This is a genomic window from Vibrio sp. L5-1, from assembly GCF_021728315.1.
Classification (GTDB): Bacteria; Pseudomonadota; Gammaproteobacteria; order Enterobacterales; family Vibrionaceae; genus Vibrio; species Vibrio splendidus_K.
Genome location: NZ_JAKKCQ010000001.1, coordinates 795,282 through 809,691 on the forward strand (window position 1 = coordinate 795,282; position 14,410 = coordinate 809,691).

Genomic DNA, 14,410 nt, shown 5'->3' on the forward strand with positions numbered 1-14,410 from the left:
TCTGGATAGGCATGTAAAACTCGCCCACATGGCTTCATAGCATCACGGAATCTACAGGCTTCTGCACTCGTTACTTGGTCGAATGACGACTGTCTGGCATTATGCGCCCAAGAAATCTCTAGGGGCTGTTGACCTTTCGAGCTGGGTTTTGCAGCATCTTGTGGAAAATTTATTCAAGGAAGAGGCTTTGACGTGTAGCTGGCCTACATGAAAAGCCGATAACGCAGTAGAAATGAACCACAAGAGCTGCCCGAAGGGTTCGAGCTAGGCGCCCCCGCAAAAATCGTTTTATGCTTTGTTGAAGAATATTTGCTTAGAATGACTAGGCTACATACTCTTCGCCGCGCCTAAAACGAATTTGACTAGGCGCCCCCATCCGAACAAAACTTAACCACGAAAGGTCAACAGCCCCTAGTTATTACACAGTAAAGAATGAATGAAGGTAGTCAGTGGTAGAAAACAGCCAACAATTAAGTGACCGTTACAACGAACATGGTTACTTTGTTATCAGAAATTATTTCGATGAAGCTCAAATTGCATCGCTTAGAAAAGTCGTGCTGAAATTCCATGAATCATGGAAAGCAGACAACGAAGAATTCTATAAAGAAGAAGCATTTAACTCGTCTTTAATTACCGGAAGCGAATATTTGCCTGCCGATGATAGAAGCGTGCTTTTTGACTTCATCAGCTCAAAACAAGTGATGGGCGTTGTTGATGCAGTGATTCCGAACAAACCGGCATTCATGAATACGCAGCTGTTCTTCAACCCTGTGAACCCGCAACAAAAAGACTTCTGGCATCGTGACTGTCAATACGACTACGACGTTGATGACCAGATGAAAGTCATCATGGAAACCCAAGTATTGCACCTGCGAGTCCCTATTTTTGACGAGCCCGGTATGGAGCTTATCCCCGGCACACACAAGCGTTGGGACAACGAAGAAGAATACAATGTTCGCCAAGAAGAAAACGGCAAAGTGAGCAGTGATGATATATCTGGCGGTAAGCAGATACCGTTAGCCGCCGGTGACTTATTGGTGTTTTCAGCGGATATGATCCACCGAGGCCGCTATGGCTTGGATCGTTTGGCTTTGGATATTTTGATCTTTGACTCGGCGGCAGACTATGTCGACTACGTTGATGACGATTGTCTGCCAACGCTAGCCATGCTGAGCAATATTACCGACCCAAGATTGTTTATGAACACGCTACACTTAAAATCAATGCAGTACTCATAATCCATAAAGGTACCCGAACTATGACTAACACTAAGCAAAACGCCCGAATTAGCCAGTTCCGTTTCGGTCAGCCAAAAGAATCTCTCAAGTTAGAACATGTCGCTTTAGGGGCACTAGACAAAGATAAAGTTCGCGTACACATTGAAGCGACTAACATCAACCCTAGTGATCTGTTGTCGATTTATGGTGTTGGGCAGTACAAACATAGCCACCAGCCGCCGAGAGTGCCGGGATTTGAAGCGGTAGGAAGGATTGTAGAGTCCAGCCATGCTGAGTTTGCAGTGAATCAGCGCGTGCTTGTGGCAACCAGTGGAACATGGCAGACCTATGTCGATGTATCACCAGATGACCTGTTCCAAATTCCTCAGCATCTAGAAAATGGCTACGCCTGCCAGTTGTACATTAATGCGCTAACCGCATGGGTGTTGACGACAGAAGTGGCTAAGCTGAACCAAGAAGATGTGTTGATCATCAATGCTGGTAGCTCAGCCATCGGTAAGATCTTTTCCCAGTTATCAGCATCACTCGGCTTCAAAATCATTGTCGTTACATCACAGCCGGAACAATACCCAGCCACTTCTAGTTGGTCGTTAGATTCGAACGCTGATCTAGTTTCTCAAATTAGGGCGTTAGGCTTGCCTATGCCAACCATCGCCTTTGATGCGATTGGCGGTTCACCCGGAACCGATCTTATTCACACCCTTGGCAACAATGGACGCTTTATCAACTATGGGACTCTGTCTCTGGATTTTTACGAACCACGCTTTTTTGAGCACGCGAAAAGCCAAGACATCGATTTCAGCACCTTCTTCTTACGCTATTGGGAAGAAGCCGAAGGTAAAGATGTTCGCCGTGATAAGTTCACGACTATGTTAGATCACTTCATCACAAACGACATTCAGCTCGACATTGACCGCTATCTGCCATTCGATGAAGTGCAAACCGCGATTGATCTCATTGAATCGAAAACCACACGCTTGAACGGCAAGATCATCTTACTGCCTGTGTAGTTTGGTGGAATTGAGCACACACTATTTACGCCAAACAAGATACAAAACGAACAACCCGCCAAGAGCCGCCGTCACAATACCTACAGGCAGTTCTTGTGGCGCTAATATGGTTCGGCTAATCACATCCCCAAACAGTAAAAGCACCGCGCCCCACAAGGCAACCAAAGGCAGAGCTCGCTTGTGAGTGACACCTGAAAATGGTCGTACTAAGTGGGGTACCATCAAGCCAATAAAACCGACCACTCCGGTCATCGATACAATCGACGCAGTGCAAAACGCACAACAAAGAAAAATCTCACTTTGTAGGCGATGTACATTGATCCCCAATGAGCTTGTCGTCTGTTCACTCACCAACAAAGTATCGAGCTCCCGATAACGTTTGAAAATCAACGCTATAAGACACAACACGCCCACCAAGGCAAAAATCAAATTATCCCAACGTGCGAGCCCTAAGCCTCCCATCGTCCAGAACAAAATCGAACTCGCCGCTCTCTGGTCGCCTGAATAAATCAAAAAACTCGTGATGGCTCCGAATAGAAATGAGATCGCCAAACCACATAAGATCAAGTTGTCATTGCCTTTTTTCTTCTGCATCGAAAACAGAATCAGAACGGCGGTCGCCGAAACAATACCACCCGAGAATGCAGCCAGTGGCAGTGACCAAACACCCAGAGCATCTCCCACTTTGGTGATCACCAACACCGCGCCAGCAGACGCGCCAGATGACAAGCCAAACAGAAACGGATCCGCCAGATCATTTCGTGTCGAGGTTTGAAGCAACGCCCCAACCATCGCCAGCCCTGCACCCGCGATAACCGCTAACAATGCTCTAGGTAACCTTAGATCGATCAGTATTCGACTAGTCATATCCGGCGTTGGATCAGTGAAAGAGCTCAGCGCTACAATCACTTCCTTAAAAGACAAAGGGACTGAGCCAAATTGTAAACTCATCATGAAGGCGAGCAGCATGGCAGTGATACCTGTTAGCCATGCTGCTCGATATTTATCAAATAAAATCAAAGGACTACTACTCTTATCAATAACAAGCTTTCATCTAACAACTTTCCCGATCACTCAGAAACGAACGCCTCTGCAAGTTTCTCAATAGCATCGATATTGTCAGGCCCAGGAGTGAGTTGCTCATAACGCAGTTTGACATAACGACCAGAAGTGACCGCATTGGTGTATTTCATCAACGGATGGGCTTCTAGGAAACGTTGCAACGAATCGGCACCACTTGCCGATTGGTAATCAAGAAGAATAATCACATCTGGGTTTTCACGAGCGACATTCTCCCAAGATGTTCTTGCCCAGCTTGCTTCCATGTTGCCAGTGATATTTTGGCCACCAGCAGCTTCAATCATTGCGTTTGGCATTCCGTACTTACCGGCGGTGAAAGGCTTATCTTCACCCGAATCAAACAAGAACACTTTTGGACTCGGCTTACCTGATGCTTTCTGCTTTTCTGCTACTTTTTCAACTCTCTCTTTCCAGCTGCTTACCAAAGCCTCGGCTTCTGCTTGCTTGTCGAAAATAACGCCTAGCTTTTGCATGTCGCCATAAAGCAGATCCATTGTCGCGCCTTCCTTTTGACTCTGGGTATGAATACAGCTTTCAGAAAGTACCAAGGTATCAATCCCGTATGGCTTCAGTGTTTGAGGCGTCACTTCACCGCCCACTTTCATTCCATAATTCCAGCCAGCGAAAAAGAAGTCAGCATCAGCAGCAATCAATGTTTCTAATGAAGGATACTTAGGTGCGAGCTCAGGAATATCACCTAAACGTTCTTCAAACGAACTCGACATCTTGTACCACCCAGTAATGCCCGTAACGCCCACCATCTCCTTTTGAAGACCAAGAGCAAACGCCATCTCGGTCATATTGATGTCGTGTACAACCACACGCGAGGGCCGCTTTTCAATGGTCAATGGGCTCCCACAGTTATCAACCGTCACTGGGTATTGAGTGCTTGTCGCATACGCAAAAGAGAAAGGTAAAAGAAACAAAAGACTGGAAATTACAGGCCACTTCATTGGGCTGCTCCTATTAAAGAGTGATTAGAGAGAGTTAAGTGAGTTGAGTAAGTTGATGCAGCTTCAAAATGATGGATGGTGCTGCATAGATTAGGATGATTGAACGTGAGAACGCGCAATCCAAAAACAGGGATCATGTATCGGTCTTGCATCACGGTATCTGGGGCTGAGAACGCCACCATCTTTTGGTGTGACATCAACAAGACTTTGTCGGCGAATGGCGCTACCAAAGGTAAATCGTGCAGCACCACGACAGACGCAATGCCACGTTGTTTAATTAGGCTCAGAAGTTCAAGACGAGCGAGAGGATCAAGGTGGTTTGTAGGCTCATCTAAGAGTAAAAGCCTCGGCTCTTGTGCGAAGGCGCGAGCAATACTTGCACGTTGCTGTTCACCACCGGATAGCTCACCAAAGCACCGCTGGCTTTTGTGAACAAGACCAACATCTTGCATCGCCTGCTGAACCGCTCGTTTGTGCTCTTTTGCACTACAACAAAACGTATGAGGAGTGCGGCCTAAGCCAACATACTCAGCAACGCTCAAACGAGGATCAACATGCTCATGCTGAGTAACCACCGCGACTTGCTTGGCTATCTGCTGCCGCTCAAGGCTTCCAAGTGCAATGCCAGACAACATCAACTCACCCGCGACGGTTTTGTATTCGCCTGTAATGCCTTTCAGCAAACTGGACTTTCCACTTCCATTAGGCCCAATGATGGCAACGCATTCACCGTCGTTCACATCAAATGTCACGTCGGAGACGGCTCTCCAGTTAGCCAAGCCATTAGCGCAGAGCCCGCGCACAGACAATACAGGTTTATTCAAATTCCCACCGAACATCCAAAAACAACATTTATTGTTATGTTATAACATAACAATAAATTAAAGGTATAGTTATTAATAGAAATATTAAGACCGCTCTAAGAAGTAATGGGAATGACGGGATAACCCAATCACCTTAAACAAAGACAGAAGTGCTTACGGAAATTGATTCACTGAGAAAGTTTGATTCAAGGAATTGAGTATTGAGAACGCAGTAAAGAGTTGTAATGCGTTTCTCCATAATTTAAGTGGTTACGAGATGGTCATGAATCACATTTATTTGAAACATCAGTAAGTTATATCACTATAAATATGACACTGATCACCCATAAGGCAACCTCGATTCTATATGGTAGCGTCATACTTAAAACCACGATGTGAACATACTTATGAAAAGACACATACTATCAAGCGCCATCCTACTCTCTTTAGCCTTTCCCACCTTTGCAGCTGATGGCGACATACACGATGTCACGATACTGGGTACTTCAGATATCCACGGTCATTTTATGGCGTGGGATTACGCGGCAGATAAACTCAACACTCGTGGTAGTTTGAGTCAAATCGCGACCAAAGTTGGTAATATCCGCAAAGAGCAATCTAACATTATCCTTGTCGACGCTGGCGACACCATCCAAGGCAACTTCGTCGAAACCTTCAAAGACGAGCCCGTTGATCCAATGATGCTTGGCTTTAATCACATGAAATACGATGTATGGGTTTTAGGTAACCACGAATTCGACTTTGGCCTTAAAACGCTCAACAGAGCAGTTACCCAATTTAAAGGGCAGTCTCTCGGCGGCAACATCAAGAACAAAAACGGAAATCCATTCTTACCGGGTTACACCATTCTAGAACGCGGTGGCATTAAGATCGGTGTGATAGGAATGGATACCCCAATGACGGAGGTCTTTGCGCAAGGTACAAACCGTTTAGAAGGCGTCACTTTCACTAATCCAACCTTGGAAGTGAAGAAAATCGTCAAAGAGATTGATGATCAAGTGGATGCCATCGTATTGGTTGCCCATATGGGGATTGAAAACGAGAATGACATTGCCGACACCGGTGTCACCGACATTGCCAATGCAAACCCAGAGCTTGATGCCATCGTCGCTGGCCACATGCACACTCGCATCGATAAGGCCGTTGTGAATGGCGTTATTATTACTGAGCCCGACAAATATGGCCGAGCCCTATCTCGTATCGATCTTCAATTTGAAGAGCGCAATGGCACATTCACTCTCGTCAACAAAGACAGCTTCACTTATAAGATTAAAGGTATAGATTCTGACGAGAATATGGATGAGCTATACCAGCCTTATCATAAACAACTCCGAAAAATGGCGAACAGACCTGTCGCTCAGCTTACCGGCGTTGATTTAGTCCCTGAAAATGAAATCCGCGGTATCCCTCAAGTCCACGTTCAAGACACCGGCATCAGTGCGCTATACCAAGAAGCGAGCTTCTTCTATGCACCCAAAGCCAATGTCATTGCACTTCAAATAGACAACGACAATGCAGAGCTCGACGTTGGCCCGATCAAAGCTAAAGACATCGCGTACAACTACCAATACGCAGGTGGCGAAATCACTGTCTACCAGATGACAGGAAAAGAGTTAAGAACCTACATGGAATGGTCTGCGGGCTACTTCAACTCAGTGCAAACTGGCGATGTAACCTACAGTTTTAATCCCGAGCGCAGAGCATCAAAATACTCGACCAATGACTTCTTCGCGGGCGTGACTTATACCATCGACCTAACTCAACCTGCAGGTACACGCATCACCAACCTCGCGTTTGCAGATGGCACTCCAGTTACAGATGAAACAGAAATCCGTATTGGTATGAATAGCTATCGAATGGGTCATCTAACCAAGAAAGGCGGCGTGCTAGAAGGTGAATCGTTCCCTGTACTCTTTGATACAGAAGCAGAGTATGGAGAAGAAGCAGGCACGATCCGTAACATGACCATCAAGTATCTTAAAGAAGAAAAGAACGGCAAGTATGAAGGTAAAACTCAGCAGCGATGGGCACTTTCGGGGTTAGAGAACCGCTACAATGAACAGCGAGAGATCGTAAAGTCATTGATTAATGATGAAACCATATCAATCCCCACCAGTGACGATGGCCGCTACACAAACATCGCTTCTATCAACGTGAAAGAACTGATGTTCAAATCTGACAAAGCCAAACAAACAGCCATAACCACACGCGAAAAGAAACTGGCGCAAGCTAGTGAACAAGAGAGCAAACAGATCAAACGCGAAATCACTCTGATCAAAGCACTCAACTAATCCCTGACCTCAAACCAATAACGACTTAACGACTTAACGACGCTTAGAGCGTGGTTAAGTCGTTCCCGTCCTACAACACCACACCTTTACTAATTACACGGTTGATACTGGATAAATGATCCGCAAAGACTAACTCATAGTTGGACAAAAGCGAGTTAGACTCCGTAGGATGCACTGTCTTTTTAGATTACTTTTAGCTCCGCAAACAGTTTGTATGCAACCGATCTCGCTCACTCATCCACTATACTGCTAAATCAGATGTAACACTTCCCAAAATCAGGCTCTAACTTACAATTTACCGATTAAATTCGGCTTTCCATGAGATACCGAGCCTTTTAAAAACTCATTAGCAACGCTAGCTATTTTGGCAACCAACTTTTGGTCTGTAGTGAAAATACCTAGCGGAATATGAACAGGGCTGAGATCAGGCAGTGATAAATGGTAACTCACCGCAGCAAATTCATTATCTAAGAGTAAAACCTCAACGCTACCATCAAATAAACCGTTTCTAATACCTTCACAAAACTCAATGCTACCTAATTTGTGTTTCCACGCTCTACCAGCTTGCCTTTCAACATTCTGATGGTCATCACAAGGTAAATACACCTTCAGCTTATAATTTGTGTTTTTTCCATTCATTTTATAGTTAATGAGGTTATCTTTAACTTTATTAAAGCCTTCACTCATTCCCCAATAACGAGTATTAGCACCAAACCAGCATAGCTCTCTTGGTTTTTGCGTCTTTTTCTGGGTCTTGAGTTTCTTTAAATTGCTCTCAATAACATTCCAAGGTTGCTTACCATATAACGGACCAACCAAAAGCTCATACGGTTTATTAAAAGATCCAGCTACCATTTCAGCCAGCATTCCTCGAAAGTCGATACTCTCACCTTTAATAAAACGGCTAACAGACATATCTTCAAGAGCATCCCATGCAGCAGTAATACTATCTAGGTTGTTACCTAATCTGATGTTGTCAGTTTCTTGTGCAATAGCCTGTGTAATTGCCTCATCATTCTCATAAAGCTTATCAACGTAAAAAGGCTTAATACGACTGTCTAAATCTATCTCAAATTTCCGCTTAACTCTGTGAGCGATAGTTTTCTTTCTAGATACTTTATCAACAGAATAAAGGCTAGGTAACGAGTTATCATGAGTCTTAATTACACCCAGCTCACCTTTCTCTACTAGCCGCTGAAAGTGTTTACTAAACATCGCTCTTGCATGCTGTTCACTTAAGCTTTGTACTTCATGATTAATATTTAAACGAAGGCCTGTATGCCAATTTTCATGCTGATTTTTGACTTTATTAAACCCAGCGAGTTCAAATGAAACAGAAGAAGTCCTAGACTGTGGCTTTTCGATCATAGGCTTATCATCCAATGAAGAAAAATACCCCTTCGCCAGTGTGGTTAGAAATAACTTCCCTTCGTCAGAATATGCAACTTCACCTTTACCAATTGGCTCCTCAATAGCAGCAGCTAATTCACGCTGATTAAAGCCAAAAAATGAGGATAGTTCAAACTTAGAAAGCGGTGAAATATATAGTGCTTTGAGCAAAAACTCTTTTATGAACGGAAAGCCTTGCTTACTTAAGTAAGAGTATTCAATGCCAAATGTTTCAGTAGGCACAATATAATCTACTTCATTAAATTCAATCATTGTGTTTTCCATAACAGTTATACCGCCTCCTTAAATTTCTTGGTTGTAATGTCTACAAAGCGATACAAGTTTTCACTAGCATTTTCTTCCATAAACTTAATAACCTTACCAAATGGCAATTGGCTATTCTTTCCTTGCCACATTCTCTTATCACCAACAATTACCAAACGGTCCATTGCTCTTGAAAGACCAACATTAATTCGGTTGGGTAGTTTTAAAAAACCTGAACCTTGCTTTGGCTCTGAACGTGTTACCGATAAAATAATGACGCGATTTTCTTTGCCCTGATAACTATCTACGGTATCTATTTTCAATAATTTTGTAAGTTCATCAGACAAAGAGGCCTTTTTAACTTTCTGTCTGATACGCCTTTTCTGTTCGGCGTACATACAAATCACACCAATAGCGGCTTCACCTTCTTTTACTTGCTCAAGTAATGAATGAACAAAATTTTCATTTTCATCAACCTGTTTGAGCAAATCGACAATAGCATCAGCTTCTGCATCATTGTAAATGCTTCGACCAGAACCTGTTTGATGAGATGCTTTTTTATTTAAATTTGATGTATCAAGCCACGTTGTAGCTGAACTCAATGCTTCGGGCACATCACGATAAATATCAGGGATCTTTCGTTCACCATTTTCTAACTCACCACCATAGAAACACTGAGAGACCAAAGTACCAATAGCAGGAGCCATTCGATACTGTACAAGCAGTTTCGCACCTATCTGTTTCCCATAATCACTTTCAAACGCACGAGCAAAATCACTTTCAATTAATTCATCGATATCATTCGATGATTGAATACCTAAATGTCTCGCCAAAGCTTTCTTATGAGGATCGGTATAAAGAGGAGGTAACTGTTTGTGATCCCCCACTAGTAGCACTCGTTTGCCAACCTGCATCGCAATTGCTAGCTCACTTGCAATGGAACGAGCCGCTTCATCAATAATGATCCAGTCATATTGATTACTTGCTATATCAATATTCCAGTTGCCAATACCAACACAAGTACCTGCAACCAGTTGTTTTGAACGAGCCAAAAATTCATCCATATTGGCATTTCCAGATTGCATAACTCGTATCATATCTTTCGACAATTTCACTAGTCGTTGAACTGAGCTAGAGGTATTTAGCTCAATAGCATACTCTTGATTTAACTCTTTAATTAAGCCGTCATGAACATCTCTTAAGTTATCATGCCAATCTTTGTTGGTACGTATACTCTGAGGCAATCTACTGTTAATTAATGACTTTCTTTCACCAATTTGTTTTTTAAGCTCTTTCTTCTGTTTAGCTACTAACTCTTTATCTTCAAGTGCTATTAATGCACTTTGTTGCTGGGTAATGTGTGAGAGTATTTGCTTATCTAAGGTTAAATAGGCTTCTAAATAATCAGTTGGAGCTTTTAATGACTTAGCTAGGTTCAACACTCGATATTTTAATTGAGTTTCAAATTGTTCTACTTTTTGACTAACAATATTATCAGAATATGCGTCACGTAATGAGTGGGAAATGGTTGACTCACTTCGACTAAAACGCACAACATCAAGCTCCGTTTTTAAACGGCCACAGTGTTTTCGAATTCGTTCAGCAGCAGTATTCACGGCTTCATGTGACTGACTTACCAATAGAATTCGCTCAGTGCCTTGTTTTTCAATTAAGTAATGAACAAAAGCAGCAATAAACTCGGTTTTACCTGTGCCCGGGGGACCTTGCAGCATTGAAAGTGGGCCAAACCTTAGAAGCTTTTGAAAAGCTATTCGTTGTTTATCATTGAGCTTAATAGTATTACCGTTATCATCTTTTCGATCATAACGTTTAAAATCTTCATCGGTGACAGTTAAGTCATAGTCTGTAGGCGCTAAGTTACAGTCAGGCTCAAAATAATCTGATAAATTTTCTACAACTGAGTCTTGTTCAAGAATACGAGTTAATGCGTTCTTTCGTTTATTGAAAGAAGACTTATCAGCTTTACTGCGAAAGAAAATGATATCGTCTTCAGTTAAGCGGTGAGCTCTCTTCGAATAGCGGGATAACTGCACTCTATTCAATCCTGAGGCCGATAAATTAACTTCGCCAATAAAGTAGTCCTCTTCATCATTAACGATAATAGCTTCAACCTGATCTTTAGCGGTAAAGCCATCAAGTGGATCTTTTTCAGCTTCGTATGACAGTATAAGGATATCTTTATCATCTTTATGTGTTCTTGGCTCGCCAATAAGCTCTACATATGGATGAGATTCAGTCTCTGTTTTAAGAATTGCCTTCCAAAGATCTTTGGTCGATATCGGCTTAACACTATGTTCAGCCTCAATAGTATCGGTGGGGTGCTCAACTGAAAGAGGTTCTACTTTTCTCTGTTTTAATTGAAATTGTTTAACTGCGTTTTCGAAACTATAAAACTGTCGAATACGTCTATTGAGTGCTTCTAGATTACTTGCTCTACCTTGAGTGATACGAATAGCAAAAGGAAGCTCTAAAACAGCATTTTCGATATCTCTAGGATAAATACTATCTCTTGTTTTAGGAGCTAAGCCATGTTCAAAAGTGAAACTTACTTGATCGAAGAAAAGCCTAAAGAAGCCACCTAATCCACAAAAGTTCATTACCAAACCCGAGGCTTTTTTATCACTGTCTTCTATCGAAACATATAACTTACCGTTATCAGGGTATATTGTTAGAGGATCAAAGCTTTCTCTTGCTCCTCCTATTTCAATATCAATCGTTTCAACCGATGGTTGTGCTGTTTTTTCTGGGTTTAAAACAGCATCTTTAAAACGAGTTAATTCTCTAAAGCCAAAATCAACATCTTCAAGTTCGTGAATAATAGCTTTGCTAACTGCTTCAAAGCTTGAGCTCTCAGTTCCCCAGTCAATTTCCAGTAGCTCTGCGCTTATTTTCATTACTGCATAATTATCACGTTCAAAGGCTGAACTGTTATCGATATCCGCAGGGCTATATTCAGTATTAAGCAACTCTTTTGCATCATGATGAAAATCTAAAACATCAATAATAAAAACGTCACCATGTTTATCTACCAGAACGTTCTCCGGTTTTAAGTCGCCATGTGCAATGCCTAACGAGTGCATATGCTCAATATGGGCAACTAAGCTTTTCACAATATCGTTTCTGCGATTACGCATACGGTAAGGTTCTAAAGTTTCCCCTTCAATCCACTCATTGACCAAATACAACGAGCTATCTCGTGCGGTAATACCATAATCAACAACGGTGGGAATAAAACTTAAATTAAGGCTTTGCAGTTTTTCTACTCGCTCTAAAAACGATAACGTGCGAAGACCAAGACCAGCATTAATGTCAGTAGGATTAATATTATTCCAAACTTTTACTACACCAGTGACAGCTTTAAAGACTTCTTTTGAATCGTTTGCAGAAATTTCTTCTAATTCAGGGTGCAATTTGCTTATTTTGCTAGCCTTAACAAATCGCTCTAGCTCTTGCGTTGAAAAGCTAAAGGCAGCTTCTTTACTTGGTTCTTGTTCAACCAAAGCATCTAAAAACTCACCAGCATTAGCAAAATCTTTACCGTTAAGAGCTCTTAATAACGTATCGCCATACCACACATCACATTGCGAAAGGTCAACCTCTAACGATTTTTCAAGCGCAGGTGTTAATCGTTTGGCTTCAAGAATTGACCACGCAATAATTGCAAGGCGAGAAACATCATAATGATAGGGAGTTAGTGAAGGCGTAGCTTGGTTGTATACCGATAGCTCATCTCGAACGTCACCCACGGTTTCTTTTTTGCGAACAAAGGCCGAAATAAAGTTTGAAAGCGCAACGCGCTGCCCAGTACTTAACCAAATACTGTGTTTACCAATGTCTCGGTGAGCGAGTTGTAGGTGGTGCAAGTCTGCAAAACGAGCGATTAACACCCTAACTAGGTTAACACGCTCATCAATGGATAAGTTTTCACCATAGGTAACAATAAAATCATTAAGGCGTTCATGGCCATGAGGAAGCTCAACAACCTCGTTATATTGTGAGGTTATCTTCTCTTTAGTCGGTATTGTTAGTGAAGAAACACAATGCTCGTATAACTCTCTATTTTCTCTTTTTATTTTGGTGAGAACTTCACGTTCACGAGAAGCAATTTTTATACGTCCATCAGGGGTTTTAGCATCATGGTTTGATAGTTTATCAAAATCCCAGCTGCGGATAATGGCACGATCATTCTTATCGGCCTCACTTTGAGCAAAGTACTCTTTATATACTTCATTAGGGTGCTCAAAAATCTGCTCTTGCCCTAACCAGCCATCAACGGATAACGGCCTCGCTTCTACTTTCTTATCATTTAGCAGCAAGCTTTTCTCTAGCAGTGGGACATCGTTTAACAAAACTTCGGACTTAGAATGAGGGTTAAAGCGTTCATTAAATAGTTTCTGATTAGTGCACAACTTACAAAAGTCACTCAAGCTAAGTGTTTCAGCGAGTTCTTTTTGGTTTAAGCCAGAAAAGTTACTGTTGCCAGTCATCACGACTAACGAATATACACGTGGTGTGAAGTTAGCGTTACTAAATTTTCCTGTAAATGGTTTAAGTAAATTTTTCAGTAAAAACTCTTTATTGCGAGTGACCTCAACAGGCGATTTCCCTCTATCTTCATTACCCCAAAACCATTTCCCTCTATTTGAAGTAACAGGTTTGCCGTTCCAGTGTTTAAGTTCAACAATAAGAATATTGCAGTGGGTTACTATCAGTAAATCTATTTCGCCTTGCTTATGTTTATTGACAAAGCGAAAACCTGCGTAACCTTTCCAGCCCTCGTTAAAGGACTTTTTTAAAACTTGCAGGGCTTCAAACCCCTGTCCTTTATTTGCACTTTTCTGCTTTTGCGCATTTGGGGTACTCAGCACATTTTCAATTTTTTTAATTGCATCGATTTCGTGGCGTTCAAGGCCACCATCCCAATATTTGATATCCATATTTACTTCTTATTCTTTTTTAATCCAATTAGAAAAGCTTACTTACATAAAGAGGCGACTCTGGAGGTCGATTTTGCATCAGTATTAAGCAAAATAGACCTTATATTGTTGTGAGCAGACTTAAGACTTGAAACGGAATCTTTACGCTATTGCTTTTGATTAATACTCCATCATTGGCGTAAGCAACTCAAGTCATACTGGCAGTTAATGTGATTAGGATATGACATGAGGAAGCACAAAGTGTCATGCCAATTAGCTAGTTAGGGGCTGCCGAGCTAATCTTTGAACCCATCGGTTGGCTCTCTGTACAAAGAAAATAGTAGGGTTAGGTCTTTCTTTTTACCTGTATTAGCTCAAGTACTCCAAAGTATGACCTCTGCAATTAACTCTGGTGTTGGTCGAT

General features: G+C 42.1%; 8 protein-coding genes. 3 read left to right on the forward strand and 5 right to left on the reverse strand.

Features of this window, described 5'->3' with window-relative positions:
• Window positions 1-449 precede the first annotated feature (449 nt).
• Together L3V35_RS03300 and L3V35_RS03305 are read left to right on the forward strand one after the other, a co-directional pair.
• Window positions 450-1,238 carry a phytanoyl-CoA dioxygenase family protein gene (locus L3V35_RS03300; RefSeq protein ID WP_237298367.1) on the forward strand — a complete coding sequence of 263 codons (789 nt, stop codon included), beginning with the start codon at window positions 450-452 and terminating at the stop codon, window positions 1,236-1,238.
• A gap of 20 nt (window positions 1,239-1,258) precedes the next feature.
• Window positions 1,259-2,248: a zinc-dependent alcohol dehydrogenase family protein gene (locus L3V35_RS03305; RefSeq protein WP_237298369.1), complete on the forward strand. Its 990-nt coding sequence runs from the start codon at window positions 1,259-1,261 to the stop codon at window positions 2,246-2,248.
• 21 nt (window positions 2,249-2,269) lie between these two features.
• Here the strand turns inward: L3V35_RS03305 and L3V35_RS03310 are convergent, their stop codons facing one another.
• From L3V35_RS03310 to L3V35_RS03320, 3 genes are all read right to left on the reverse strand, one after another.
• The gene (locus L3V35_RS03310; protein WP_237298941.1) at window positions 2,270-3,217 is read right to left on the reverse strand and encodes an iron ABC transporter permease; all 948 of its coding nucleotides are present in this window, start codon (window positions 3,215-3,217) and stop codon (window positions 2,270-2,272) included.
• Between the two features lie 101 nt (window positions 3,218-3,318).
• Window positions 3,319-4,281, reverse strand: coding sequence for an ABC transporter substrate-binding protein (locus L3V35_RS03315; protein WP_171308319.1), 963 nt, complete (start codon window positions 4,279-4,281; stop codon window positions 3,319-3,321).
• Entirely contained in the window at window positions 4,278-5,120 is an 843-nt protein-coding gene (locus tag L3V35_RS03320; protein WP_108175487.1) for an ABC transporter ATP-binding protein, read from the reverse strand. Before L3V35_RS03320 ends, L3V35_RS03315 begins: the two co-directional genes overlap by 4 nt.
• A 371-nt stretch (window positions 5,121-5,491) precedes the next feature.
• Here L3V35_RS03320 and L3V35_RS03325 point away from each other — a divergent pair, with 371 nt between their 5' ends.
• The gene (locus L3V35_RS03325; protein ID WP_237298371.1) at window positions 5,492-7,396 is read left to right on the forward strand and encodes a bifunctional UDP-sugar hydrolase/5'-nucleotidase; all 1,905 of its coding nucleotides are present in this window, start codon (window positions 5,492-5,494) and stop codon (window positions 7,394-7,396) included.
• 288 nt (window positions 7,397-7,684) lie between these two features.
• Here the strand turns inward: L3V35_RS03325 and L3V35_RS03330 are convergent, their stop codons facing one another.
• Both L3V35_RS03330 and L3V35_RS03335 read right to left on the reverse strand, forming a co-directional pair.
• Window positions 7,685-9,070 carry a hypothetical protein gene (locus L3V35_RS03330; protein WP_171310874.1) on the reverse strand — a complete coding sequence of 462 codons (1,386 nt, stop codon included), beginning with the start codon at window positions 9,068-9,070 and terminating at the stop codon, window positions 7,685-7,687.
• A 5-nt stretch (window positions 9,071-9,075) separates the two neighbouring features.
• Window positions 9,076-14,007, reverse strand: coding sequence for an AAA domain-containing protein (locus tag L3V35_RS03335; RefSeq protein ID WP_237298372.1), 4,932 nt, complete (start codon window positions 14,005-14,007; stop codon window positions 9,076-9,078).
• Window positions 14,008-14,410 lie beyond the last annotated feature (403 nt).